Genomic DNA, 25,114 nt, shown 5'->3' with positions numbered 1-25,114 from the left:
AGCCGTGCGCTAGCCTACCTCGCCTGCGATGACAAACAAGGTCGACGGGCGGGAACCGGGCGGCCGCGATCGCGCCTGCGATCATCGAACGGCTTCCGCGGCGACCACGCCCCGCGGAGCGTGGTCGCAAGCCGTGCATAATCGCGGCTCCACCCTTGCTCTCCGTCCGTCCTTTCATGATCAACTCCCAGGATGCACTTCCAGACGATGCGCAGTGGCGGACGTTGACCGCATCGCCGGAGAAGCGCGCATTGTTCGGCCAGGACCTGTATTTCCGCGAAGCCTGGGCCGATGCCCGGGCGGTTCTGCACGGCGATCCGGCCGCGTCGTTGTCCGCATTCGCGCTTCTGTGCGCGAAACCGGATGCCGTGGCCGGACGTCGCCTGCGACCGATGCTCGACTACGCGATCGAACGCGGATTCGCGCCCGTCGGCGTCGCCGGATTCGCGTTCGGACGCCACTCCATGCGCGAAATATGGCGATACGATTGGCATGTCTACACCGTCGATCGCCTGCGCTTCTCGACCCTCTGGTACACCAGCGCGCCGTCGCTGATGTTCGTGCTGGAAGACCGGTCGCCGGAGCCCGGAATTCCCGCCTCGGTTCGCCTCACGTCGCTGAAGGGAAACGCGCTGGCGAGCAAGCGCGGCCCGGACGATCTGCGCAGCCGTCTCGCGCCGCCCAACCAGGTGCTCAATTTCGTGCATGTCACGGATGAGCCTGCGGATCTGATTCGCGAACTGGGCATTCTCCTCGAGTCCGGCGCGCGTCGTGACGTGCTGCGGTGGATTCGCGATCGCCCCGATGGCGCGATGGACGCAGCCGCGGCGATCGAAGCGCTGTATGCCTCGCATGCCGCACACGATCTCGATCCGCGGGCATCGCTGCGGAGATTGCGCGATGCGGGTGCGATCGAAGACGACGCGGCGCGACGTCTGGAAGCCTGTCTGTCGGCGGAGGAAATCGTGGATTGGGAGACGCTCTGCGCGCTGGCGCCGTCGCACGCATCGGCCGACCATCGCTGGGATTTCATCAGTATCGCCAGCGCCGTGGTGCCGAGGGAACGGCCGCTCGAGGGCTTGCTGCGAAACCCCGACATTCACGACTGGCGACGCTTGCGCCAAGCGCACGCCTGATTCAGCCCATGCCCCAGCGCGCATAAGGCACCTGCATCTCGGTCTCCGTGCACGAGCCATGATCGAACCGGTGTCCGTCGAAGGTCGCGAACGTGTCGCCTTCCGCGATCATGACCACCGGACCGACGCGCGGGAATGCCGAGCCTGCGACATCGAACAACGTGTCGGCGCGACAGACGCGGGCGATGCCGGCGAAACGCGTCTCGAGGCGGGCGAGCATCCGCTCTTCATCGTGCGCCTGCGGATAGAACCAGCGGGTACGCCCGGCGCCGCCGGCGTCGCAGGCGAAATCCCGTGCGCTGGCCTGCAGCATCGATTCGATCTCCGGCTCGTGCCGGGTGGGGACCAGGCCGTGATCGGAGTGCGCCACCACGATCGCGCCGTCCCGCGTCCACGCCGTGGCGAGCGTATCGATCATCTCCAGGAAGCGCATCGTCTCCGTGTCGTAACCGTGCATGTGGATGTAGCGGTCCACCTCGACGAAACACCAGATCAGCCGCGGCACGCCGTCATCGCTGCGCTGCGCGTCCACCGCTGCGCGCAGCGCTTCGATCGTGTCCTCGGCAGTCGGCGTCGCGACATCGGCGTAGAAGCGATGTCCATCGACGCGCTCCGCATGCCGCAGCAGGGTGTCGAGCCAGGGACCCGGTGCCGCTTCCAGGTCCGCTGACACCGCAAGCGCGCGATACCCGGCGGCGACCGCATCGCTGAAAAGGTTGCCGCGATCGGGAACGCCCAGCGGTTGCCGATGGGCATAGACGTTGATCGGTGCCGGCGTATCGAGGCGGAAGACCACGCCGGGAATCCCGTGTTCGTCGACCGTCATGCCGGTAAGGCTGCTCAGCCAGGCGGTCGATGACGTGCTCGGGAAGACCGAGTCCATGCGCGAGATGTTCGCGTGCGGCCAACAGCGGCGCGCGAGCGCCAGCGGAATCCCGTCGAGCGCGAGGACGATGATGTCCCGCCTCGCCGCCCCACGCTCTTCCGACAGCAGCGTCGCGATGCGATGCCGGAAGCCGATCAGCGATGCGGGTGGTTCGCTCCGATCCAATGTGGCCGCTCCTGGTCGAGGAGCACTCATTATGCGGGTGGGCCAAGCCCGCGGGCACCGCTTCCGACGCTGCGCCGGAGGCGCGGAATCCCCGGTCGAAACGAGGGTCCGGCGGCTGTTGACAGCCTTGGCAGCGGAGGTCCATAGTCGATGCCGCAGTACTCAGTTCGCCTTCAACACTGGAGGGACGCCAGCATGTCTGCAAAAGAGAAAGGCCCCGTGAATCCGGGCGCAGCCGCCCAAGTCAGCGTCGCCGCCGCAGTCGCCGGTGCGACCAGCGTCGCGAAACCCGCCGTCAATGTTCCCGTGGCCGATTCGGCCATGGTCACCGTCAGCGCCGCAACCCGATTGACCCATGTCGCCACCATCGTTTCCTCCCTCGTCAACGTGGGCGTGTCCGCCACGGTCCGCCTGCGCAGCGGAAACAAGGAAACGCTGAAGTCGGCGATCGCCTCGCTCAATGAGAAGACGGAGATCGTATCCGCCGCTCTCACGCTGCGCGGCGCGAAACCGGTCGGGTAACGCGTTGCCTGTCGTCCAGGCATCGGACATCGAAGGAAACGCGCTTCAGTCCGGAGAGTCCGGCTGGCATGCCATCGCCTGCCGCATCCTTTCGGATTACGCCGATGCCGAAACAGGCAGACCGCATGAGTCGATTCCCGACTCCGCGTGGGATCGTTTGCGTGCGATGAAAATCGACGGCCTGTTTCGGGCCGCCGACCCGCGTTCGGGCCTGCTGCAGTCTGCGTATGCGCGTATCGAGGCGATGCAACAGGCGTCGGCTGCGGAAGCGGTGCAGGCACTGCTTGCGCGCGACGTGACACCGCTCGCGTTCAAGGGAGTCGATCTGACGCCGCGTTATTTCGCCGATGGCAGCCCATCGGCGATGAACGACATCGACCTGCTGGTGAAGCGGGACGAAATCGGTCGTGCCCGGACCGCATTGCTGGGCCTCGGGTTCCGTCAGGCGTACTTCGACGAGACCCGTGGAGCGCTGGTCGATGCCGACATCGCCGACATCGCCGACGTCGAGCGCATGCACTACGAGCTGTATCCCTTCCGGCGGATTCTGCCGATCGATTTCGAGCCGGCAGTCGCTGCCGAACTGCGTGCTTCTCCGGCGAAACAGCCGTTGGTGTTCGACGACGATGGCGGCGCGTGGCTCGTCGATGAAATCGATCTTCATCACAGCGTCGCCCTCGATGTGGATCCGCAGCCGCTGTTCGCGCGTGCGCGCATGTCGGTCGTGCCGGGCGCCCTCGCCCTGGATGCCGCCGATCACCTGTGGTTGATCACCAGTCGCTGTTACAACGAGGTGGCGCTCCACGGAAAGCGTTCCTTGCGGGATTTCGCCTATATCGTCGGCATCCTGCGCCACGAAAGCGTCGATTGGAGCCGGGTGCTGGCGGTGGCGTCCGAATACGAGATGCGGCCGGCGCTGTACTACTACCTCCGCTTCGCCGACAGCCTGTTCTCGAATCGCGTCGTCGACCCCGAGGTCTGGTCCCGGCTCGACCCGCGACAGGGCTCGCGGGCGCGCGATTGGGGATGGCAATTGGCCTGTCTTTTCGACACGCTCGATGCGTTTCCGGAGTGGGCGAAGCGCCCCGGCGGCGGTCATCCGCCAGCGTGCCCGTGATGCGTCGCGAAGCGGCGACTGCCGCCGTGTGTCGGCCGATTTCCTGGAATGGATCGGCGGCTGCTGGCGGCTATTGACACGGCTGCCTTGACGCAGGTATATCAGATGGTACGTCGGCAGATTGGTCGGCGTGTCTGTCCAACCTCGATACAGGAGTATCCGACATGCAGAAGCATCAACAGGCTGGCTTGGCCCCGATCAGCAACTTTGATCTGAAGAACACCCGGGTGGACCTCATTCAATCGTCTGCGACGGCCCAGTCGGCCTTCGTTTCCCTGAACGAACTCGAAGCCGCCCGCTCGAGCCGTCGTCCGGTTTCCGCTTCGAAGCACGGCCTCGAAGTGATTTGCGGCGGCAGCTGCGAAACCGGCGCGCAGTAAGCGCAGTCGAACTTCGGAGCCGTCCCTGAGCGATCAGGGACGGTTTCGGTTGTCCATGGAGCCAATGGCTCCATGCTTGGAACCGGCGCCGTTCCATCATTCGATACCTTCGCAGCATCGCGCGCAATCAATCGCGAATTCCCGGCGCCGCAAACGAACCGGCATTCCGCCGGAGCTGCGGTTGCGCGCAAGCGCATGAGAAAGCGGTGATCGACGGGTGGCGGACGCCCTGACCCAATGGAACGCTCAGGATGAATGTCGCTCAAAGAGACCGCACCAAGGCCGGCCCCATCGTTTCTCTCGTGACGACTCACGGCCGTCAGGAACTGACCTCTCAGGGCGACGAACGCCTCTTCGATTTGCTGGAGCGCCATCGCGTTCCCTGGTCCGCGGTTTCGATCTACGTCATCCCGACGGGCGGCGGCGATCCCGTACTCGATCCTTGCCTGGATCGCAGGCTTGAGGATTTCCACGAAGCCTCCGAGATCCTGCTGTACTTCAACCGCAACGTGAATCCGTTCAACTTCTCGTTGAACCAGTTCAAGACCATCGCACCTTCGGTCGGCTCCCTGCAGGCCACCGAATATTTCTACCAGCGGATGGACAACGCCAACGGTTCGACCGAGGCCTACCTCAAGAAGCTCAGCCCCGAAGAGTGCAAACAGATCATCGCCGATCGCGTCCGCGACGCGATTCTGGCGACCGTTCCGCCGGATACCGACCTCGTCGTCGGCGTCAGCGGCGGTGGCGACAGCAATGCCATGCTCTATGGCCTCAGCCAGCTTGCGGACCACGGTCTGCGCGTGCACCCCGTGATCATCATGGGCATCCCCGACTGGGACAAAGGCGTGCCTCGCGCCCGCGAACTGTGCGCCAACTACAATCTCGAACTGACGGTGATGGAAGAACCCGAGGTCAAGGCCTTGCTGGGTATCCAGAACGACGGCACGCCCCTGATCGACCGTTTCGAGAAGGAGTTCAAGGGCGACGACTTCGAATTCCTCGGTACCCTGCTGGTCCGTCTGGCGCTGGTGAAACGCGCCCGCGATCTCGGGACGACCTATCTGTGCACCGGGTTGAATCTCGAAGACGTGCTCTGCGAGGCCTTGTTCCGCATTTCCAGCGGCATGATCCCGGCGCCGTTCCCGAAGCGCGAGATCGGCGACATGAATCTCGTGTTCCCGCTCTGGCTGTGTCCCAAGCGCATCATCGACGGCTGTTTCCCGAAGATGTCGCTGGAGAACTACGAGTCCCGTTATCCGTGTTTCTCGCTCGGGCGTAATCTCTATTACAGCATGATCTATGCGATGCAGTCGCAGTTCCCCGGATACATCGAGCAATTCGCTCACGGGTGTTCGGAAATCTCGATGCGCAATCCCACCCACTACGTCTTCGACGAACAGCTGGGTTTCCACGTGGAGCGTTTCGTGCCTCTGGCGCTGCGGCAGAAATTCAGGAAGATGCTCGGCCACGCAGATCCCGTCGCGGTCGTGTGACCACGGCAGCCTCGCCCGAAGGGGCGATGATGCCGCCGACGGCTCCACCGGACAGGTTGCGTCTCGCCATCATCGGCGGTGGGCCTCTGTGCGTGTATGCGCTGGAAAGGCTGGTCGCCCGTCTTTCCGCGGCGTCGGGCGTGGATGTCCCGGGTCGCGGGCTGCGCATCGACATCTTCGAACGCAGCGGGCGTTTCGGCGCCGGTGAGGTCAACAGCGACCGTCAACCGGCGACCAGCCTGCTGAACCGGATCGCGGCCCAGATCGGGTTTTCCGCCGATGAATCCAATCATCGGCTATCGGCGTTGCTGCCCCGGGCGACGCGGCCGACCTTTCACGAATGGACGCAGCACCGGCTTCGCGAGACCGGCGATCCGGCCTATGCCCTCGGTCCGATGTCGATTCCACCGCGCCGCCTGCATGGCGAGGCGCTCGCCGAAATGTTCGCCGCGCATGTCGCCGCGCTGGCCGCTTTCGGCGTCGAGGTGCATGCGCATGCGGCGGAAGTCATCGATCTGGTCCCGTCCTCGGACGACGCGATGGGGCTGCGTGCGCGCTGCGTCGACGGGGACAATGGTCTGGATGTCGACCGCGTGCTCCTGGCCACCGGCAACGCCGCCAGTTTCGCGCGCGCTCCGCCTTCGCAGCCCGATGCCGGAGGTCCATGCCGCATCGCGCAGGCCTATCCGTTGCAACAGCAGCTGGATGCCCGGGTCGTCGCGCCCGGAACGGACGTGGCCATCCGCGGTCTCGGTTTGACCGCCGTGGACGTGATGCTGCATCTGACGGAGGGCCGTGGCGGACGGTTCGAATCCGTCGCCACCGCGGAGCCGGCATTGCGCTATGTCGCCTGCGGTCGCGAGCCGCGCCGCATCGTCGCCTTCAGTCCCAGCGGCATGCTGCCGTGTTGCCGTGCGCAGAATTTCAAATTGCTGGATCCCGCGCTCGCCTATCGCGGCGTGTTCTTCACGCACGATGCCATCGCCCGTTTGCGCAGGGTTCGCGGCGTGCCGATGTCGCTGCCTGACGGAGAGACCGCGCTGCAGTTGGATTTCGAGGCCGACGCGCTGCCGCTGGTGGTACTGGAGCTCGCGCGGGCGTACTACCTGACGTTGCTCGGGCCGGCGTTCGATGAGCGCGCCGTCGCCGAAGCGATGCCGGTTTACGAGTCGTTTTTCGCTGCCGACGCCGCCGTCGGGCTGCGGGGCGAGGTTGCGATCGATGCCTTGCTCGCGCCGCTGCAGACCGCGTTCGCAGCGGCATGTCGTCAGCTGGACCCTTCGCATCGCACCCTGACCTCGGACGACGCGGTTTCCGCATCGCAGCGGGATGCGATGCGTGATGCCTTCGACGCCGTTCTGTTCGCCCCGGCCCTGCCCGGCCGACCACAGCCGGGCGACCTGCCTGCGGTGCGGCCCGAAAGCTCGCCCTGGGGCCACCCGCAAGCCCTCTCCGAACATCGATTCGACTGGCGATGTCTGTTCCACCCGTTGCGCGATCCGCGCTTCGCCGGTTCCGGCGAGCCGCCCGTCGCGGAACCGGCCTGGCGCAGCAGGCTGCTCGCCTTCGTGCGCCAGGATCTGCGCAACGCCAGGCAGGGCAATCTGCGCAACCCACTGAAGGCCGCCTGCGATGGCGTGATGCGCGATCTGCGCGGCGTTTTCGGTGCCCTGGTGGATCGCGGCGGTTTGCATGCGTCGTCGCATGCGTCGTTCCTCGACGGCTTCATGCGGATCTACCACCGTCTTTCGAACGGCGCGGGGATCGAAGCGATCGAGAAGACGGTCGCCTTGCTCGATGCGGGCCTCGTCGATCTCGATGTCGGGCCGGGCGCGTCCGTCGCAACCGATGCGGAGGGGTTCGTCGTCTCCGGCCCACGAACCGGTGCGACGCGACGCGCCAGCGTGCTGATCGAAGGCAGGCTGCCGGCGTTCGATGCCGCCGATCCGGTCGAACCGCTGTACGCGAACCTGCTGCGTCGAGGTCTGGTGCGACGCTGGATCAATCCCGGGCGAGCGCCGGACGCCGATTTCGTTCCCGGTGGACTGGATCTGTCGCCGCGATTCCATCCCTACGATGCGGCCGGTCGCGAGGACGCACGATTGACCGCAATGGGAACGCCCGCCGAAGGCCAGCGCCTGCTGCAATCCGCCGCTGCCCGGCCGCACTGCGACAGCGAAGTATTCAACCGTCTCGATATCTGGGCGTCTGATATATTGGATGCATTACCGCCGTCGCGGTTTCCAGGGATCTAGGAAGCGAGTGATCGATCATGCATCTGGGTGCGATGCTGTATCCGACGGGCTATCACGTCGCTGCATGGCGCGACCCGGCAGTTCCGCCGCGTGCAGGCATCGACTTCGCGCATCTGTCGGCGCTCGCCCGCGTCGCCGAACAGGGTAAGTTCGATTTCGTCTTCCTCGCCGACAGTCTCGCGGTCCGTGGCCGCGACCTGCCTGCGCTCAGCCGGACCGCGATCCGCTACATCGGCCAGTTCGATCCGCTGACATTGCTCTCGGCGCTGGCCGTCGCCACCGACCGCATCGGACTGGTCGGCAGCGCCTCCACCACCTACAACGAGCCCTATCATCTGGCGCGCAAGCTCGCTTCGATCGATCACATCAGTGGCGGTCGCGCAGGCTGGAACCTGGTGACCTCGCAGAACGAAGACGAAGCGTTCAACTTCGGCCTCGATGCGCATCCGCCGCACGCCGAGCGCTACCTGCGCGCTGCCGAGTTCACCGAGGTGCTGACCGGTCTGTGGAACAGCTGGGAAGACGATGCCTTCGTCAACGACAAGGCGTCCGGCCAGTTCTTCGATCCCGACAAGGTCCATGTGCTCAATCATCGCGGCGCGCATTTCTCCGTTCGCGGGCCGTTGAACGTTCCGCGCCCGCCGCAGGGCTATCCCGTGCTGGTGCAGTCGGGCTCCTCCGATGCGGGCAAGGATCTCGCCGCACGCATGGCGGAAGTGGTGTTCACCGCGCAGCCGACGCTCGAGGAGGCGCAGGCGTTCTACGCCGACGTCAAGGCTCGCGTCGCGCGTGCAGGACGCGATCCTTCGCAGGTGAAGGTGCTGGTGGGCGCCTTTCCCTATGTCGGCCGGACCCGGGAGGACGCCGAGGCCCTGCGTGCGCGATTGAACGCGCTCATCGACCCGGTGGTGGCGTATTCCCTGCTCGCCACCCAGCTCGGCAGCGACGTGTCCGGCTATCCGCTGGATGGTCCGGTGCCGCAGGATCTGCCGGAAACCAATCTCGGAAAATCGCGACGTGCGCTGCTGTTGGAGATGGCGCGCCGCGAACGGATGTCGATCCGTCAGCTCTGCGAATTCGTGGCCGCCAGTCGCGGCCACTGGACGCTGTGCGGTGGGCCCACGGAGATCGCCGACGACATGCAGGCGTGGGTGGCGGCTGGTGCGGCCGACGGTTTCATCGTGATGCCGCCGACGCTGCCGGAAGGTCTGACCGCCTTCGTCGAGCATGTCATTCCGGAACTGCAGCGGCGCGGCGCGTTCCGTCGCGAGTACGCCGGCACGACCCTGCGGGAGCACTTCGGGCTGCCGCGGCCGGCGCATCCCGCGGCCATCGCGAGGGACGAGGCACGATGACGACAGCCTTCGACGATGCACCCGATGCGGAACGCGATCGCGAAGCCTGCGCCGCGCTGCTTGCGTTCGCCGGGATGCCGCTGATCCCCGACCGCGCCGCCGGCGTGTGCGACAACATCCGCGAAATGCGCAGGCTTGCGGCGCTGGTGCGCGAGGTCGTGGCCGACGATGTCGAACCGGCGGCGATCTTCGATCTGCCGGCGATCGTTCGCTCCGCGTGATGCGCGGCCTTCCCCTGCACGAGTGGTCCATCGCCGAGGCGGGCCGCGCCCTGCGCGACGGTACGCTGACCGCGACCGCGCTGGTCGAGGACGCGCTGCAGCGCGTGCATGCGCTGGATCCGGCGATCCACGCCTTCGTGCGTCTCGATGCGGCGCGCGCGCAGGCGGATGCGGCGCGCGCCGATCGCGAGCTGGCCGCCGGCATCGACCGGGGCCCGCTGCACGGCATTCCCTATGCGCTCAAGGATATCTTCGATGTCGCCGGCATGCCCACGAGCTGTCATTCGCATCTGATGCGCGACCACGTCGCGGCGGAAGACAGCGCGGTCGTGACCAGACTGGTGGATGGCGGAGCGGTATTGCTCGGCAAGCTGGCGACGCACGAATTCGCGCTGGGGGGGCCCAGTCCCGAGCTGCCGTTTCCCCCGGCGCGCAATCCGTGGGACCCCGAACGTTTCACCGGCGGATCGTCGTCCGGTTCCGCGGCGGCGGTCGCGGCGGGCCTGACGCGCCTGACGCTGGGCTCGGATACCTCCGGTTCGATCCGAGGGCCCGCCTGCTATTGCGGCGTCGTCGGTCTGAAACCCACCTACGGCCGCGTGTCGCGCCGTGGCGTTTTCCCGCTGTCGTACGCCCTGGATCACTGCGGCCCGCTGACCTGGACCGTCGAGGATGCCGCGATCGCGCTGCAGGTGCTGGCCGGACACGATCCGGCGGATGTCGCCAGTGCGCCGCAGTCCGTGCCCGACTATCGCGACGGACTGGCGGATGGGCTGCACGGCATGCGCATCGCGTTCCCGCGTCGCTTCTGGTCGGACATGGCGGCGACCACCGGCGAAGTGTTGGCCGACCTCGACCGCGTCGGCGAGACGTTCGCCGCCCTGGGCGCAGACGTGGTGGAGGTCGAGCTGCCGCCCTTCGAGTGGTTTTCCGCCTGCGGCCGTTTGCTGATGACCGCGGAAGGGTATGCCATCCACGAGCGCATGCTGCGGATGCGCGGCGCCGAATACGGCCGCTACACGTATCAGCGATTGTTGCCCGGCGCGGCGATCTCCGCCGCGGACCTGGTCCACGCGCAGCGCTTGCGCCTGCAATTGTCGGCGACGCTGGAGCGCGATGTGTTCCGCCACAGCCACGCGATGATCTCCGGCGGATGTCTCTCGCCCGCGCCGCGACTGGACGCGTTTCCGCGCGATTGGCCGCCGACCGACGCATCGAAGCTCACCATTCCCTTCAATGTCACCGGACATCCCGCGCTGGCCGTGCCCTCGGGCTTCGATCGCGCCGGGATGCCGTTGGGGTTCCAGATCGTCGGGCGCGCGTTCGACGAAGCGACGGTACTGCGTATCGGCCATGCCTATCAGTGCGCGATGGGTTACCCCGATCGCCGCCCTCCGGGTTGTGCGGCATTGCTCCCGGGTGCGCCGTCATGACGCTGGCCATCGATACCTACCGCGCCGTGCCGACGCTGGGCGATGTGCCCGGGCTGTTGAATCTGTCGTGGACGCTCGACGAACGCGAATGGTTGGCGGCGGATCTCGACGCTCTGGTCGCCGCACGGCTGGAAGAGGAACTGGCGTCGGGATTGCCGGGGCTGCATCGCTACCTCGTGAAGGATCCCTACGGCGGCGAGACCCTCGGGCCCGCGGTGGAGCGGTATTTCGGTCTGTCGGGCCTGGCGCCGCACGTCAGCTGCGCGGCGGGCGTCAACGGGCTGCTGCATGCGCTGGCGGCGCTGCCGGGCCCTGACGGCGTGGCGATGGCCGGCAGCGTCTATCCGGATTTCTCGCACTGGCTGCTTCGGCGCGGCATCGCGATCCGCGCCTTCGATGCCGATGCGTCGGAGCGGCTGGAGGACTGGTCGGCCCATCGTGGCCTCGTCCACCTCGAACGCCCCGCCCTGTTCGCATCGCCCTGGGACTCCCTCGATGCCCTGCGCGCGCTGTGCGCGCGCATGCCGCATGCGATCGTGCTCATCGACGAGTCGAACGCGAATTACTGTCCGCCCGCATTCAGCGCCGCGACCCTCACCGCGACGTTCGACAATCTCGTCGTGCTGCGCGGGCTGTCCAAGGCCTACGGCATGGGCAGCCTGCGCCTGGGCTACGCCGTGTCGTCGCCGGCCCTGACTTCGCGGGTCCGCAGCCATCTGCCCGCGCTGGGCGTGTCCACGCTGTCGCTGGTCGTCGGCGGCGCGATCCTCGCCTGCGGCGACATCGGCGCGCCCCTGCGCGCGCGCATCGCCGAGGCGAAGACGCAACTGCGCACGTCGCTGGTCGCCTGCGGGGTGGATGCGGCGGCGCTGTTGCCGGCCGGCGAGGCCTTGCCCTATCTCCTGTTCGATGCCTTGCCCGCGGTGCTGACGGATTCCGGCGATCCGGCGACGCTGCGCATCGGGACCAAACGGCATCCGCTGTGGCACCCGCAGGGAATGCGCACGATCCACCGTTGCAGCGTTCCGTTGCGTCCCGAGCGCATGGCGCTGCTGCAGGCCCGCCTCGGCGCAGGGGCCGCCGACGCGTCTCGGCTTGGCTGAGGCCATCGCTGCCGCGTTCGCGGCTTCGACCGCGACGGATCGCGTTATCATCGCCTGCATCGCCGGGCGGCAGCCGCACCTCTTCGCGCCGCGCCCATCTTCCGTTTCCCATGGACCTTATTGCGCATCGACATGACCACGATCAAGCGAGTTTTCGGATATGAAGTCCTCGACAGCCGCGGCAACCCGACCGTCGCGGTGGAAGTCGAACTGGCCGATGGCGGCTTCGGCAGCGCCGCGGTGCCCTCGGGCGCATCGACCGGTATCCATGAAGCCGTGGAACTGCGCGACGGCGACAAGTCGCGTTACCTCGGCAAGGGCGTGCGCAAGGCGGTCGATGCGGTCAACGGCGAAATCGCCGATGCGCTCGTCGGCATGGACGCCACCGCCCAGATCGCCATCGACGAAACCATGATCGCGCTCGACGGCACGGCCAACAAAGGCCGCCTCGGCGCCAACGCCATTCTCGGCGCCTCGCTCGCCACGGCGAAGGCCGCCGCCGCCAGCGTCGGCCTGCCGCTGTACCGTTACGTCGGCGGCAGCCATGCGCATCAATTGCCGGTGCCGATGATGAACATCATCAACGGCGGCGCGCATGCCGACAATCCGATCGACTTCCAGGAATTCATGATCATGCCGGTGGGGGCGCCGACCTTCACCGATGCCGTGCGCATGGGCTCCGAAGTGTTCCATACGCTGCGCAGGCTGCTGTCGGATGCCGGGCACAGCACCAACGTCGGCGACGAAGGCGGCTTCGCGCCCAACCTGCGCACCGCCGAGGAAGCGCTCGAACTGATCGTGCGCGCCATCGAACTCGCCGGCTACAAGCCCGGCGACGACGTGAGCCTGGCGCTCGATCCCGCGGCGAGCGAATTCTTCAAGGACGGCGTCTACGATTACACCGGCGAAGGCATCAAGCGTTCTCCGGAAGAGCAGGTCCGGTATCTCGACAGCCTGGTGTCGCGTTATCCGATCGTGTCGATCGAGGACGGCATGGCCGAAGAGGATTTCGATGGTTGGATCCTCGCCACCTCGCAGATCGGTGCCCGTTGCCAGCTCGTCGGCGACGACGTGTTCTGCACCAGCGAAGCCCGGCTGCGCGACGGCATCCGCCGCGGCATCGCCAATTCCATCCTGGTGAAGGTGAACCAGATCGGCACGCTCACCGAAACCATGCGCACGGTGCATGCCGCGCACACCAACGGCTATACCGTGGTCATGTCGCACCGTTCCGGCGAGACCGAGGACAACACGATCTCCGACCTGGCGGTCGCCACCAACTGCGGCCTGATCAAGACCGGTTCGCTCTCGCGCTCCGATCGCACCGCGAAATACAACCGCCTGATGCGCATCGAGATCGATCTGGGCCGCCAGTCGCGTTACGACGGCAAGCACTTCCTCCGCGGTTGACGATACGCGTCGCGCCGGACATGGAGCCCGTCCGCGATGCCTGGATCCGCATGGCCCTGGACGCCGTCCCCATCGACGGCGTCATGGCCCGGCTCGCGCGACTGATCGAACACGATCGCTATCAGGCTTCGACGGGCATCGCCGCGGCGGCGGCGATGGTCGCCGAGGCCGCGCGCGAGGCCGGCCTGATCGACGTGGCCGTGCATGCGTTCGCAGCGGACGGAGAACGCACTTTCTGGACGTTCGCCGCGCCGCGTGCCTGGACTCCCAGCATCGCCCGCCTGCGCGTCGGCGAGGCAGACGCTCCCGGAACCCTGACCCTCGATCACGCATCGCAACCGTTCCTGCTGGCGACGTATTCCGCGCCGACGCCCGACGCCGGCACGCGCGCGCGCCTGGTGTCCATCGCCGAGGCGGACGCGCCGCTGCACGATGCGATCGTGCTCGTGGATGCCGACACCTATCGCGATCCCGAATGCCTGCCGGCATTGCGTGCACGCGGTGCGCTCGGCTTCGTCACCGACGGCCCCTGCTGCGTCGATCCGGACACCGGTACGGCCTATTCCGGCAGGATCGAACTGGATGCATGGGCCCAGTGGTTCGGATTCAGCGTCACCCATGCCCAATTCGCCGCGTTGTCGGCACTCGCCGCATCCGGTGCGCATGCGCATGCGACCATCCTCGTCGATCGCGATGCGTCCATGCCGGTCGTGACCGGCGTGTTGCCGGCCCAGCAGGACGTCGCAGACGAGCCTGCGAGCCCGGCGGAGGTCTGGATCACATCCCACCTCTGCCATCCGCGCCCCGGCGCCAACGACAACGGCTCCGGGGTGGTCGGACTGCTCGGCGTGGCTTCGACCCTGCAGGCGTTGTCGTCGCAGCCCGCGTCCGCGTGGCCTGCGCGCAGGCGGCCGATCCGCTTCGTCTGGGCGCCGGAATTCGTGGGCACCGCCGCGTTCTACCGCGCCCGTGTCGAGGCGGCAGGCCTGTCGGCGGTGCCGCATGCCGTGCTCAATCTCGACATGATCGGCGAAGACCAAGCGCGCTGCGGCAGTCCGTTCGTGGTCGAACGCACGCCGGCCACGACCCTGTCGCCGTTGGTGCCGGTCGCCGAATGGGTGGTCGACGGCGTGTTCGCAGCGACCGCCGGCGCTGGCGGCCGTTGGCGTTCGGTGCCGTTCCTCGGGTACTCCGACCACGCGCTGTTCGCCGGCCCGCACCTCGCGGCGCCCGCGGTGCAGTTCGCCCACTGGCCGGATCGTTTCAACCATTCCGCTGCCGACACGCTCGACAAGGTCTCGCCGCTGGAAATGCGTCGTTCGATCGCTGCCGCGGCGCTGCTGCTCGCCCTGGCCGCCGACGATTACGCTGCGTTGGCCGATGGGTTGCGGGCGTTGACGCGGGACTGGTGCGATCGCGATGCGCAGGCGGCCGAACATGCCGCGGCGATGGCCGGCGATCCGGCCTGGCGGGATACGTATCTGCGCGCGGTCGCTTCGGCGCACCGGACGCTGCGTGCACAGGTCGGCGCGCTCGCCGAAAACGAGATGCCGGACGTGCCGACGGCGCATGGCCGGAATGCCGGTTCCGAACCGGAGGCTGCCGCCATCCGGCCCATCCATCCGCAATGGGACGGGCCATTCAATCTGCGTGCGATGATCGGCGCGTTGCCGGAACCGCTGCGCGCCCGCATGCAGGCCGAGATCCGGCACGACAAGCGCACGCTCGCGTGGCTGGCGAACATCGCCCTGCACATCGATGGCCGCCGCGACGCCCGCGCGATCCTGGACGGGGCGTCCCACGCCATGCGCCAGCCGCTGGATCCCGCGCGCGCGGATCTGTTCTGGCAGGCGTGGCTGCAGTCCGGCTGGGCCGCGCCGCAGCCGCCCGCATGAACGGAACGCACATGCCGCCTCGGCCTGTGCGTTCAGTGCGTGGTTCTTGCGGCCTGCTTCGCTTCCTGCAGCAGGATGCCGGCCCATTCCCCGGCCTGCACGACCGCCGCCTGCGCCTGGAACGACAACGGCCCGGGCGCTTCCAGCGCCTCTTCGTACTCGCGCAGCGCCCGCTCGAACAGCGAAGCCAGAGCCACGAAGTCGTCTTCCGCATTCGCGCCGCCGCCGTGCGCCCGCACCCGTGCGCGAGTCTCGCCGAAGCAGCGTTCGTGCGCGGTGCGCAGCGCCGGCCAGTAGGCCTCGCGATGACAGACGCTGCAATGGAACAGCAGTGCGGCCAGGCCTTCCGAGGCCGGCAGGATCGCGTCGAACGCGGGCAACGCGGCGCCGTGGCGCGAAAGCAGATTGATCACCCGGACGTACAGTCGCGATGTGCGATCGAAATCCTCGGGCATGCGCGATGTGCCGCTGACCATATGCGAGACGCATTCGAGGCTGCGGTAGATGAAGTAGGCGTACTGGCGATCGAGGATCGCCGCGACGGCCGGATCGGCGTCCGTTTCGACGGCGCGGGCGAGCGGATCGGTCATGGTAGCTCCTTGCTGCTGCTGACGAGGAGGGGCGAGGGCGTGGCTCGCAGGCGTTCGAACAGCCATTTGCGGTTGCCGTGGGTGCAGTCCCCGCAAAGCGACAGTGCATACACGCCGCTGCCGCCGCTGAGGTAGAGACCCGAGCCGGCACGCAACAGATGCGTGCCCGCTTTCGATTGGAAGGACATGGGAATCCCGGCGACGCGATGCCCGCTGTCCAGGACGAAGCGTACCAGCGCCGGCCGGGACGACCACGCGGCCGACCAGCGCGCATCGGGGCGAAACCGATAGGCCTGCCGCGCGGCGGCCAGCAGCCCCGAAGCGAGCGCGTGTCGCAGCCGGCCACGGGGGCGTGGATCGCGGCGCGCTTCCGCATCGGCGCTCGCGCTCGGTCTGGCCGGCGCTTCCCCCAGCGTCAGCAGCGGCGCCGGCAGTGCGTCGAGCAGGCCCTTGGCGTGCGCCGCCGCCAGCAGTTTGTCCACGCCGCTCATCAGCCCCAACGTGCGGACCCGCGCTCGCAGATGGTCGATGTCGATGGACGCCGGCGCGTGGCGCGCCACCAGCACGACATCGGCCAGGTGCCGGACCGAGATCGGCGATTGCCGGCCGACGAAATCGGCCAGCGCCAGCAGCAGCTGCGCGGTGGGCGCGAGCGTCAGATAGGCCTTGCCGGGCAAACGTTCCGCATCCCGGCAGAGTTCGTCGAAGCGCAGGCACTGCCGTTCCGAGATCGGGAAGCCGCCGACCTGGACTTCGATCGACACCATCCGCTCGTCGCGCTCCGGATGCCAATAGCGAAGACTCGCGAGCGCCCCGTCGAAACCATCGTCCGCACGAAACCCCCAGAGCCCGGAACCGAACGGAACGTAACCCTGCGACTGCAGGTGGGCGTGCAACGGGCCGAGGTCCGCGTATCCCCGCAGCATCAGATCGACGTCGCCGCTGTAGCGCGCCGCGCCTGCCGGATAATGGCGGTGGATGTTCGCGCCCTTCAGCAACACCGTTCCGGCAGGCAAGCCTTCGAGGATCGCGAGGCTGGACAGATGCTGCGTTTCCAGGGCTTCGCGCATGTCCGTTTCCGCGGCATCCAGCCCGCGCAGCCGCCCGAGGTGATCCAACAGGTTCGGCAGGCAGCGCTCGCGCCTGGCGATCTCGACCACGACGCCCGGATCCTCGTCCTGCAACGCCGCCCTCACGACCGTGTCGGCGGCGTCCGCCGGCGTGGTCAGCAGCTGGAACAGCGCCCGGCAGACGGTCGCGCTCATGTCGCGGGCGGCTCCTGTTCGCGCGCGATCTCGGTGAGTTGTCCGCCGCTGAGATGCAGGACCCGGCTCGCCGCGTTGATGGTCTCGGGCCGATGCGCGATGACGATCCGGGTGATCCCGATCTTCGAGATTTCGTCGTTGATCTGGCGTTCGCGCTTCACGTCCAGCTGGCTGGTCGCTTCGTCCAGGAACAGGATCAGCGGCCTGCGGTACAGGGCGCGCGCCAGGAACACGCGCTGTTGCTGCCCGCCCGACAGGACCGAACCCATGTCGCCGACCAGCGTGCGGTAACCCATGGGCATCTTCGCGATCGCATCGTGGATGCCCGCCATCCGCGCGCACTCCTCGGCGAATGCGAGGTCGGGCGCCATGTCGAACAGACAGATGTTCTCGAGGATCGACCCGGAGAACAGCGTGTCGTTCTGCAACACGACGCCGATGAGGTCGCGGTAGCGCTCCTTGCCGAGAGACGCCATCTCGACGCCGTCGATCAGCACGCTGCCTTCCTCCGGCTCCAGCATCCCCAGCATGACCCGAAGCAAGGTGCTTTTGCCTTCGCCCGAGGCGCCGGTGATGGCGACGAACTCGCCGGGCTCGATCTTCATCGTGGTGTCGCGCAGGATCCACGGCGCGTTGGGGTCGTAGCGGAACGACACGTCGCGCACTTCGATGCCGCCCTTGAGCGAAGCGATGGTCAGCACGCCGCTGCCCTGCATGGATTTTTCCTTCTCCACCGCATACACGTCGCTGAGCTTGGCGCGGTGGATGCTGAGCATGTTGAAGTCCGAGATCCGGTCGATCAGCGTCGTCAGCCGCAGCGAGAACAATTGCACGAGGCTCAGCGACGCCAGCAGCGCGCCCAGGCTCAGGTCTCCATTGATCGCCATCCGTGCGCCGTACCAGAGACTCGCGCCGAAGATCAGCAGCTGCAGGGTCGCGGCCGCCGCCGAGAACACCGACAACAGCGTCTGCATGCGCGCGGTCGCGTTGAACCAGGCGGAAAGCAGGGCGCTCCAGGTCGAGTCGCGCATGTACTGGTTGTTGTGGACCTTGATGCTTTCGATGCCGCGCATCGTCTCCACGAAGGTGGTCAGGGCCACGGACGCCTTGACCATCTGCTCTTCGTTCATCATCACGTAGCGGGTCTGGAACGCGTAGCGCAACAGGGCGTATGCGGCCATGCCCAGGATCGCGATCGTGCCGATCGTCGGACTGTAGACCAGCACCGCGACGATGGCCACGGCCATGGCGAGGCCATCGATGATGGCCTCGACGAAGGCCGTGCTGATCAGGCGCTGGATGACCCGCAGCGATTCGAAGCGCGCGACGAGATCGGAACTCTGGCGGCGCTGGAAGAAATCCAGCGGCAACTCGATCAGGTGCCTGAACAGGCCGCGCGCCAGATGGCTGTGGATTGCATTGCCCAGATACACCAGGGTCAGGCCGCGCGAGAAATGGCTCACGAACAGGGTCGCAAGCAGCAGCAACAGGCCCACGCCGACGACATTGAGCGTGCGCAGATCGCCCGCCGGGACCACGCTGTCCACCAGGAACTGGCCGACCAGCGGCACCGAGATCGCGAGCAGCTGGGTGAAGAGGGCAAAGATCACCCCGTGCACCAGGGGACGGTGGTCGTGCAGCGCGCCGCGCAGCAGCACGCGGAACGGCAGCGCCGTACGCACCTTCTCGCGCTTGAAGTCCTGGGCCGGCGAGAGTTCGACCGCGACGCCGGTGTAGTGGGTGGAGGCCTCTTCCGCGCTGTAGGTGCGCCGCCCGGCCGCAGGGTCGTGGATCACCAGCGAACCGTCGGACTTCGTGCCCACCAGCACCACGAAATGATTGAAGTCCCAGTGCAGGATGGCAGGCGTCTTGAGTTTGGGCAGCGCCGCGAGCGGCGCCTTGATCGCACGCGTCGACAGATTGAGCCGGCCCGCGACTTCCAGCACTTCGCGCAGCGTGGCGCCCAACGCGGAAAACACGAAACGCTGGCGGATCGTCGCCATGTCCATGTCGTAGCCGTGGTACCCGGCGACCATCGCCAGGCACGCCAGACCGCACTCTGCGCGCTCCGACTGGAGGATCTGCGGAACCGAACGTTTGATGCCGAGGTATTCGAGAATCATGGATTGCATCGCCAGAAGATGTGCGGGCCGCGTCGTGTCGCGACCGTCGACGCGCGCGGCGGCGGACCGGTGTCGCGGGTGCCGCCGGGAGCGTTCAGTAGTTGCGGCCTGGCAACAGGATCCATTGCAGGAGCGTCCGCGTGGTCTTGGGAATTTCCACCTGCGCCGACATTCCCGTCAACAGCGGTCGCATGCCCTGCGGCGTGCGTACCCGCTGGGCGAGCGGTTGCACCATCACGCGGTAGAGCGGTTCCTGCGCCTGGCGCGCCGCCTCGCCGGGGTTGGCCGGCGCGCCTCGCCAGGGCGAACGGTCGATGCTGCTGACGCGGCCCTCGAAGCTGCCGTAGTAGTGATAGGGAAACGCGTCGTAACGGATGCGGACGCGCGCCCCCGCGCGCAGGCCGACCACCGCGCTCGCGCCGACCAGCGCGCGGATCTCCAGCGCTTCGCCGGGCGCCGTGGTGGTCGCCACCGGCGTGTCGACGTCCACGTAGTTGCCCGATTCGACGTGGATCGCCTGGATCGTGAGGGCGCGCGGCGCCCGCAGTTCGATGCGGCGGTTGCCCTGCGCCGAGGCGATCCGGCTGTCCACTTCCGCCATGTCCTGCTGCAGCCGCTCGATCTCCGCACGCGAGCGATCGCGCAGATCGATCGCATCCTGATTCAAGGCCATCGCCTGTTGCCGCAGCGCCGCGATCTGGCGTTCGACCGTCGCTCCGTCCTCCTGCAGGGACGCGACTTCGGCGCGCAGCGCCGAAAGCGCTTGCGACGAGACGAAACCGTCGCGCTGCAGCGCCGAATTCCGTTCCAGCTCCGCCTGTTTGATGCGCAGGCGTTCGGCGACGAGCGCCCGCTGCTGTTGCTGGCGCGCGATCTGCGCATCGATCAATTCCGATTGCGTCTGCAGCGAGGCCAGTTGCGCCTGCGAGGAGCTCCCTGCGATGCGGTCCTCGCGGACCAGGCTGTCGCGCTTGGAGACCAGGTAGGCCAGGCCCTTGTCGGTCAATCCGTTCGCGGCTTCCACCGACGCGGCGGCTTCCACCCATCCCAGCAGGCTGTTGGCGGGCAGTCGCGCGCCGGGCTTGAGCGTCGGCGCGAGGTGCACCCGCCCCTCCTGTCCGGCGACATGCACCGTGATGCCCGAGTGCGGGCTGACGATGCCCGTGGCGCGATAGTACTGGGTGTAATCGCTCAGGCCGAGGAACGTCACCAGCGCGACGGCGACGATCGCGGTCCCCCAGCCGAGCCTGGAGAGGGAAAGCGGGTAGGGCATCGCCGCTTCGCCCTGGAATTTTTCCCGCTGCGCGGCCAGGGCTTCGCTGCGGAAGGTCCCCTTGGTGCTCGTCGTAGGCTCCATGCCAGCGGAGTCAGCGCGCGACTCGGGCGGTACCGATGAACTCGCGTATCGCCGCGGAGGCGCGCGGCTCAATGCATCCTGTCATGGGAACGGACCTGGAGTTCGGAAACCCTGCGCGGGCAAGGATTGGCGTCATCGGCGTAATAGGTATAGATCTGCCGCAGGCGTTCGACGCCCACGCGGTGGAACATCAGCACCCGCTCGGTGATCCGGATTTCGTCTTCTTCGCCGATATGGTCGATGTGGCGGAAGCACTGCCGACTGATCGTGCCGTGCTCGCGGTTGTTGTTGATCCGGTCGTGCTCGCGATGGCTGTCGATGTAGGCCTGTGGCGCGCGATTGCGCTGCAGCATCTGCAGATAGCCTTCGCCCGCCTGCTGCCTGCCCTCGACCACGAACAGGCAGGCGATCATCGCCAGGGGGTCGACGTGGGCCAGATAGAAAAGTTCGTTGATCACCGCGCTGGTGTAGGCCAGCGGCACCACGTCGAGGACATCGCGCTCGCCGTAACCGCAGGCCTCGAGCGCGCGCAGCAGGATGCGGTCGTGGCGGTATTCCTCGATCACGAACGACGCCATCGTCGCCTGGCACTGGCCCGAAACGCGCGCCAATGCAGGCGCGATCGCATCGTAGGCGCCGAGGGTGATGAAGTAGTACTCGAACGCATTGCCGACGAGCTGGCGCTGGTTCCAGCCGTTGCGGTCCATCGTGTCGGCGAAATCCTGTTCCGGCATCGCCTCGATCTGTTCGAGCACGCGCTGCTCGATCCGGCTGAGCACGGCGGTGCCGCTGCGGTCGTTGCGCTGCGGGGACTGTTCGACCACCAGCCCTGCCGAGTCCAGCGCACGCAGCACGGCGATATCGACGCCTGAAGCCTGCCTCGTCACGTCGAGCAGGGGCGCCCGGGCCGCATTGCATTTCTGGAGCCAATCGTGGACCGGCTGCACGTGTTGCGGGGGCAGGCCCTTCAGCCGTACGCCGCGCGAAGCGCGCGAGACATTGAGCACATTGTCTTCGATGCGCACCTGGACGTCATCGAGCAGACAGGGATGGCTGAAAAATTCTTCGGTCTTCATCGTCGGACGGACAGCGATTGAATCCTTGAAGTGAGTGTCATTCCATCTGCTGCGGGGATCGCGACGCCCGACGCAGCGACTTCCGAACGACAACGTAAAGGGGCCGGCCCCTGTGCCTTGGAAAAGGCAGAGACCGACCCCCGAGTGTCGCGAGTCCGAACTTAGAGGTGCGCGGCGACGGCGCTGATGGCCGCACCGGTGATTTCAGCGAACTCGCAATCCGAAAGGGCTTCGCAACCTTCCGGGAGTTCCTGACTGACGGCGTTCAGGTTGACGGCCTTGTTGACAGCGTCTTTCTTTGCGAAAGAAAACATGTGGATCTCCTTGAAATATGGGTTCGATTGGAGACGGCTCGAACAAGCCATTTGCAGGCTAGCAAATCGACATTGACGAGTCAACATGCATGAAAATCTTTTCTTTTCAGTTGCTTACGTGGTTCTGTCACCCTCGCGGAGACCCGTTGCCTCGGTTCGGCATCGGGTCGCGCAGCCGGCCGGATGCCGCCGCTCGGGTCGCCCCGATGGGCGGCTGCTACACTCGCCCGGCCGCTGCGATGGCGGCGGCCGCCCGCACTCGCCGACTCCGTGCCCATGATCGATTGGAACGACCTCTCGCGTATTCCGCTCAAGGCCGAGCTCTACGGCCGGGAGACCTACTTCCGCGAAGCGCTCAGCCAGGCCGAGGGCCTGTGGGGCGAACGGGCGCGATCCGTGTTGCATCGCAGCGCGCTGCTGATGATCAAACCGGACGGTCTCGTCAGCGGCAAGGCGCAGCGCATCGTCGAGTTCCTGCATGCGCACGATCTGCGGATCGTCGCGGTGCGGAAATTCGCGATGCACCGCCTGCAATGGCGGGAGCTGTGGCGCTACCAGCTCACCGCATCGACGCTCGACCGGTTGATGGTCAACGATCTCGTGTTCGCCAATCCCTGTCTGATGCTGTGTCTGTGCGATGTTTCCGGCGCCGCGCTGCCGGCGACGGTGCGGCTCAGCGTCCTGAAGGGCCCCTCGGACGTGTCGCAACAGACGCCGGACTGCCTGCGCAGCCGGATGGCGCAGCCCAATCGCGTCTTCAGCCTGTTCCATGTCGCCGACGAACCCGCCGATCTGCTGCGCGAATTGGCGATCTTTCTGGACACCTCCGATCGCGCCGCGGTATTCGAGGCGCTCGCTCGCGGCGCATTGGCGGATGCCGAGCGGCGACTGCTCGAGGACACGGTCGCCGAATCGGTTCGCGCCCCGCGCGAACTCGATGCCCGGGCGGCCTTGGTTCGTGTGCGACAGGCCTTCGACCGCCGTGCCGCCGCGCTCGATGCGGGCGATCGCGACCGCATCGACGCCGATCTGGACGCCATGGCCGCAGGCCAGCGGATCGCATGGCCTCCTTTCGTGCGGGCATTGGCGGCATCCGACCTCGATCTCGATCCGTGGGACGTGACGATCCTCGGTGCCGGTTTCATCGTTTACGACGACCCAGGCGCCAGCAAACAGATCGTCGCGGCCGGCCAGTCGCCCTGGTTGGAACCCTCCCGGGACATCGGCTGAGACCTTCCGGGCGCTTCGCCGGAGCGGCGGCCTTCGCGATCGGGAGTGCCGTCGCAGCGATTGCGACCCGTGCGCGCTAGCCTGACCGGATGGCACACCGCGGCAAAGTCGACGAGGCGACGCACAATCTGGTGCGCAACGGTCCGATCAAGGGCCGCGGTGCGGCTTCGTACGTGCGCGGACGATTCGAAAAGACCGTGGCCGAAGCCGAGGACGACGGTTGGGGCTCGGTCTATGCGGATGACAAGGAATCCGACGAGAACGCCACGGGCGGCGCGCCGCCGAAATTGACCACGCAGGTCACCGAAGAACGCGCGCGCAGCATCGTCAGCCGCAACGATTCTCCGGACATTCCCTTCAGCCAATCGCTGAATCCCTATCGTGGCTGCGAGCACGGTTGCGTCTATTGTTTCGCGCGGCCGTCGCACGCGTATCTCGATCTTTCGCCGGGCCTCGATTTCGAAACGAAGCTCTATGCCAAGACCAATGCCGCGGAATTGCTGCGGAGGGAATTCGCGCGCAAGGGCTATCGCTGCTCGCCGATCTCGCTCGGCATCAACACCGACGCTTATCAGCCGATCGAACGCCGCTGGCGCATCACCCGGCAACTGCTGGAAGTGTTCGCCGAACATCGCCATCCGGTGAGCCTGATCACCAAGAGCGCGCTGATCCAGCGCGACCTCGATCTGCTCGCACCGATGGCGCGCGACGGCCTGGTGACGGTCTACGTATCGATCACCTCGCTCGACAACAGGCTCTCGTCGAAGCTCGAACCGCGTGCCGCCGCGCCGCACACGCGGCTGAAAACGGTGCAGGCGCTGCACGAGGCGGGCGTGCCGGTGGGGACGATGGTGGCGCCGGTCATCCCGATGATCACGGATGTCGAGATCGAGCGCATCCTCGAAGCCGCATACGAACACGGCGCCCGCGCCGCCGGCTACGTACTGCTGCGCCTGCCGCACGAGTTGAAGGAGGTCTGGCGCGAGTGGCTGGCGCTGCACTATCCCGAACGCGCCGCGCACGTGATGAGCCTCGTCCGGCAGATGCGCGGTGGCAAGGACTACGACAGCGCCTACGGCACGCGCATGCGCGGCGAAGGGCCGTTCGCCGATCTGATCGCGATGCGCTTCGCCAAGGCGTACAGGCGCATCGGATTCGGCCGCCTGCCGCCGCTGGATGCATCGAAATTCGTGCCGCTCGCGCCTCGGACACCGGCATCGCCGCAGGGCGAGTTGTTCTGAGCGTCCCGGGTGCCGATCGCAGAGGACGCGTTTGACGCACGCGTGGACCTGGGCGTCGCGATGTGGCCATCCCGCATCACCCGACGGAAGGACGCAAGCCGCGCCGCCCGATCCCGGGAGGCGCGGCCCGCCGTCAGTGTCCGATGCGGGTCATTCCATATGCGAATCGCGCGAAGCCCTTGCTGCTGTCGATGTTGATCGTCATCTGGGCCTTGCCCGGCGCAGTCACCGCGATCCGGATCCTGACATCGTCCGATGAGGTCGAAACGAAGACGTTGTCTTCTGCCTGACGCAGCACGGCATCGCCGTTCATGCCTTCAGGCTTCACGTCCTTCGGCAGGACGAGTCGCCATTGCTGCCCCGGCAGCTCGACGATGGTTGCGGTCAACGTCTCGCCCGACGGCGCGAAAGCGCCATCCAGTTTCCAGTTGCCCTCGAGAATACCTGCCTTGGTCGCCGCCATACCTGCTCCGTTGATGATCGATGCCGCCATGACAATCGAAATGATGAAAAGCCTGCGCGTGAACATCCTGATCTCCTGATC

General features: G+C 66.8%; 22 protein-coding genes. 14 read left to right on the top strand and 8 right to left on the bottom strand.

Going from position 1 to position 25,114, the window contains the following annotated elements; all coding sequences use genetic code 11:
- Positions 1-176 precede the first annotated feature (176 nt).
- Positions 177-1,136, top strand: a complete 960-nt coding sequence (locus ABD974_RS06495; RefSeq protein ID WP_345302491.1) for a hypothetical protein — start codon at positions 177-179, stop codon at positions 1,134-1,136.
- Position 1,137: 1 nt separating this feature from the next.
- On the opposite strand, the gene ABD974_RS06490 is transcribed toward ABD974_RS06495, so the two are convergent.
- Positions 1,138-2,187, bottom strand: a complete 1,050-nt coding sequence (locus ABD974_RS06490) for an alkaline phosphatase family protein (RefSeq protein ID WP_345302490.1) — start codon at positions 2,185-2,187, stop codon at positions 1,138-1,140.
- Between the two features lie 195 nt (positions 2,188-2,382).
- Here ABD974_RS06490 and ABD974_RS06485 point away from each other — a divergent pair, with 195 nt between their 5' ends.
- From ABD974_RS06485 to ABD974_RS06435, 11 genes are all read left to right on the top strand, one after another.
- A complete protein-coding gene (locus ABD974_RS06485) occupies positions 2,383-2,709 on the top strand; it encodes a hypothetical protein (protein ID WP_345302489.1) in 327 nt (108 codons plus the stop codon).
- 166 nt (positions 2,710-2,875) lie between these two features.
- On the top strand, positions 2,876-3,826 hold the full coding sequence (locus ABD974_RS06480) for a nucleotidyltransferase family protein (protein WP_345302488.1): 951 nt from the start codon (positions 2,876-2,878) through the stop codon (positions 3,824-3,826).
- A 164-nt stretch (positions 3,827-3,990) separates the two neighbouring features.
- Positions 3,991-4,206, top strand: a complete 216-nt coding sequence (locus tag ABD974_RS06475; protein ID WP_345302487.1) for a hypothetical protein — start codon at positions 3,991-3,993, stop codon at positions 4,204-4,206.
- 251 nt (positions 4,207-4,457) lie between these two features.
- Positions 4,458-5,702: a tRNA lysidine(34) synthetase gene (locus ABD974_RS06470; protein WP_345302486.1), complete on the top strand. Its 1,245-nt coding sequence runs from the start codon at positions 4,458-4,460 to the stop codon at positions 5,700-5,702.
- 56 nt (positions 5,703-5,758) lie between these two features.
- A complete protein-coding gene (locus ABD974_RS06465; protein WP_345302485.1) occupies positions 5,759-7,957 on the top strand; it encodes an FAD/NAD(P)-binding protein in 2,199 nt (732 codons plus the stop codon).
- Between the two features lie 17 nt (positions 7,958-7,974).
- Positions 7,975-9,312 (top strand): LLM class flavin-dependent oxidoreductase, encoded by a 1,338-nt coding sequence (locus ABD974_RS06460; RefSeq protein ID WP_345302484.1) that lies wholly within the window; start codon positions 7,975-7,977, stop codon positions 9,310-9,312.
- Positions 9,309-9,533, top strand: a complete 225-nt coding sequence (locus ABD974_RS06455) for a hypothetical protein (protein ID WP_345302483.1) — start codon at positions 9,309-9,311, stop codon at positions 9,531-9,533. Before ABD974_RS06460 ends, ABD974_RS06455 begins: the two co-directional genes overlap by 4 nt.
- A complete protein-coding gene (locus ABD974_RS06450) occupies positions 9,533-10,966 on the top strand; it encodes an amidase (protein WP_345302482.1) in 1,434 nt (477 codons plus the stop codon). The genes ABD974_RS06455 and ABD974_RS06450 overlap by 1 nt, the downstream gene beginning before the upstream one ends.
- Entirely contained in the window at positions 10,963-12,069 is a 1,107-nt protein-coding gene (locus ABD974_RS06445; RefSeq protein WP_345302481.1) for an aminotransferase class I/II-fold pyridoxal phosphate-dependent enzyme, read from the top strand. Before ABD974_RS06450 ends, ABD974_RS06445 begins: the two co-directional genes overlap by 4 nt.
- A 132-nt stretch (positions 12,070-12,201) precedes the next feature.
- Positions 12,202-13,479, top strand: coding sequence for a phosphopyruvate hydratase (gene eno, locus ABD974_RS06440; RefSeq protein WP_345302480.1), 1,278 nt, complete (start codon positions 12,202-12,204; stop codon positions 13,477-13,479).
- A 50-nt stretch (positions 13,480-13,529) separates the two neighbouring features.
- Complete coding sequence (locus ABD974_RS06435) at positions 13,530-15,374, top strand: M28 family peptidase (protein WP_345302479.1); 1,845 nt, start codon at positions 13,530-13,532, stop codon at positions 15,372-15,374.
- A 32-nt stretch (positions 15,375-15,406) separates the two neighbouring features.
- On the opposite strand, the gene ABD974_RS06430 is transcribed toward ABD974_RS06435, so the two are convergent.
- From ABD974_RS06430 to ABD974_RS06405, 6 genes are all read right to left on the bottom strand, one after another.
- Complete coding sequence (locus ABD974_RS06430; protein WP_345302478.1) at positions 15,407-15,964, bottom strand: hypothetical protein; 558 nt, start codon at positions 15,962-15,964, stop codon at positions 15,407-15,409.
- The gene (locus tag ABD974_RS06425) at positions 15,961-17,229 is read right to left on the bottom strand and encodes a nucleotidyltransferase family protein (protein ID WP_345302477.1); all 1,269 of its coding nucleotides are present in this window, start codon (positions 17,227-17,229) and stop codon (positions 15,961-15,963) included. The genes ABD974_RS06430 and ABD974_RS06425 overlap by 4 nt, the downstream gene beginning before the upstream one ends.
- Positions 17,226-19,352, bottom strand: a complete 2,127-nt coding sequence (locus ABD974_RS06420) for a peptidase domain-containing ABC transporter (RefSeq protein WP_345302476.1) — start codon at positions 19,350-19,352, stop codon at positions 17,226-17,228. The genes ABD974_RS06425 and ABD974_RS06420 overlap by 4 nt, the downstream gene beginning before the upstream one ends.
- A 94-nt stretch (positions 19,353-19,446) precedes the next feature.
- The gene (locus tag ABD974_RS06415) at positions 19,447-20,709 is read right to left on the bottom strand and encodes an HlyD family secretion protein (protein WP_345302475.1); all 1,263 of its coding nucleotides are present in this window, start codon (positions 20,707-20,709) and stop codon (positions 19,447-19,449) included.
- Positions 20,710-20,777: 68 nt separating this feature from the next.
- Positions 20,778-21,785: an iron-containing redox enzyme family protein gene (locus tag ABD974_RS06410; protein ID WP_345302474.1), complete on the bottom strand. Its 1,008-nt coding sequence runs from the start codon at positions 21,783-21,785 to the stop codon at positions 20,778-20,780.
- Positions 21,786-21,946: 161 nt separating this feature from the next.
- Positions 21,947-22,099 (bottom strand): hypothetical protein, encoded by a 153-nt coding sequence (locus ABD974_RS06405; RefSeq protein WP_345302473.1) that lies wholly within the window; start codon positions 22,097-22,099, stop codon positions 21,947-21,949.
- Positions 22,100-22,375: 276 nt separating this feature from the next.
- Here ABD974_RS06405 and ABD974_RS06400 point away from each other — a divergent pair, with 276 nt between their 5' ends.
- Both ABD974_RS06400 and ABD974_RS06395 read left to right on the top strand, forming a co-directional pair.
- A complete protein-coding gene (locus ABD974_RS06400; RefSeq protein WP_345302472.1) occupies positions 22,376-23,329 on the top strand; it encodes a nucleoside-diphosphate kinase in 954 nt (317 codons plus the stop codon).
- Between the two features lie 89 nt (positions 23,330-23,418).
- Entirely contained in the window at positions 23,419-24,570 is a 1,152-nt protein-coding gene (locus tag ABD974_RS06395) for a PA0069 family radical SAM protein (protein WP_345302471.1), read from the top strand.
- A gap of 133 nt (positions 24,571-24,703) precedes the next feature.
- Here ABD974_RS06395 and ABD974_RS06390 read toward each other — a convergent pair whose 3' ends face one another.
- On the bottom strand, positions 24,704-25,099 hold the full coding sequence (locus ABD974_RS06390; protein WP_345302470.1) for a hypothetical protein: 396 nt from the start codon (positions 25,097-25,099) through the stop codon (positions 24,704-24,706).
- Positions 25,100-25,114 lie beyond the last annotated feature (15 nt).

Origin of the sequence: Lysobacter hankyongensis (genome assembly GCF_039543145.1) — a bacterium.
Taxonomy (GTDB): Bacteria; Pseudomonadota; Gammaproteobacteria; order Xanthomonadales; family Xanthomonadaceae; genus Lysobacter_I; species Lysobacter_I hankyongensis.
This window is presented reverse-complemented; position numbering and strand designations above follow the sequence as displayed.

Bases quoted from the DNA above. Each gene is read 5' to 3' on its own strand.
- ABD974_RS06495 (WP_345302491.1), top strand. From the start codon at position 177: ATGATCAACTCCCAGGATGCACTTCCAGACGATGCGCAGTGGCGGACG.
- ABD974_RS06485 (WP_345302489.1), top strand. From the start codon at position 2,383: ATGTCTGCAAAAGAGAAAGGCCCCGTGAATCCGGGCGCAGCCGCCCAA.
- ABD974_RS06480 (WP_345302488.1), top strand. From the start codon at position 2,876: ATGAAAATCGACGGCCTGTTTCGGGCCGCCGACCCGCGTTCGGGCCTG.
- ABD974_RS06475 (WP_345302487.1), top strand. From the start codon at position 3,991: ATGCAGAAGCATCAACAGGCTGGCTTGGCCCCGATCAGCAACTTTGAT.
- ABD974_RS06470 (WP_345302486.1), top strand. From the start codon at position 4,458: ATGAATGTCGCTCAAAGAGACCGCACCAAGGCCGGCCCCATCGTTTCT.
- ABD974_RS06460 (WP_345302484.1), top strand. From the start codon at position 7,975: ATGCATCTGGGTGCGATGCTGTATCCGACGGGCTATCACGTCGCTGCA.
- ABD974_RS06455 (WP_345302483.1), top strand. From the start codon at position 9,309: ATGACGACAGCCTTCGACGATGCACCCGATGCGGAACGCGATCGCGAA.
- ABD974_RS06450 (WP_345302482.1), top strand. From the start codon at position 9,533: ATGCGCGGCCTTCCCCTGCACGAGTGGTCCATCGCCGAGGCGGGCCGC.
- ABD974_RS06445 (WP_345302481.1), top strand. From the start codon at position 10,963: ATGACGCTGGCCATCGATACCTACCGCGCCGTGCCGACGCTGGGCGAT.
- eno (WP_345302480.1), top strand. From the start codon at position 12,202: ATGACCACGATCAAGCGAGTTTTCGGATATGAAGTCCTCGACAGCCGC.
- ABD974_RS06435 (WP_345302479.1), top strand. From the start codon at position 13,530: ATGGCCCTGGACGCCGTCCCCATCGACGGCGTCATGGCCCGGCTCGCG.
- ABD974_RS06430 (WP_345302478.1), bottom strand. From the start codon at position 15,964: ATGACCGATCCGCTCGCCCGCGCCGTCGAAACGGACGCCGATCCGGCC.
- ABD974_RS06425 (WP_345302477.1), bottom strand. From the start codon at position 17,229: ATGAGCGCGACCGTCTGCCGGGCGCTGTTCCAGCTGCTGACCACGCCG.
- ABD974_RS06420 (WP_345302476.1), bottom strand. From the start codon at position 19,352: ATGATTCTCGAATACCTCGGCATCAAACGTTCGGTTCCGCAGATCCTC.
- ABD974_RS06415 (WP_345302475.1), bottom strand. From the start codon at position 20,709: ATGGAGCCTACGACGAGCACCAAGGGGACCTTCCGCAGCGAAGCCCTG.
- ABD974_RS06410 (WP_345302474.1), bottom strand. From the start codon at position 21,785: ATGAAGACCGAAGAATTTTTCAGCCATCCCTGTCTGCTCGATGACGTC.
- ABD974_RS06405 (WP_345302473.1), bottom strand. From the start codon at position 22,099: ATGTTTTCTTTCGCAAAGAAAGACGCTGTCAACAAGGCCGTCAACCTG.
- ABD974_RS06400 (WP_345302472.1), top strand. From the start codon at position 22,376: ATGATCGATTGGAACGACCTCTCGCGTATTCCGCTCAAGGCCGAGCTC.
- ABD974_RS06395 (WP_345302471.1), top strand. From the start codon at position 23,419: ATGGCACACCGCGGCAAAGTCGACGAGGCGACGCACAATCTGGTGCGC.
- ABD974_RS06390 (WP_345302470.1), bottom strand. From the start codon at position 25,099: ATGTTCACGCGCAGGCTTTTCATCATTTCGATTGTCATGGCGGCATCG.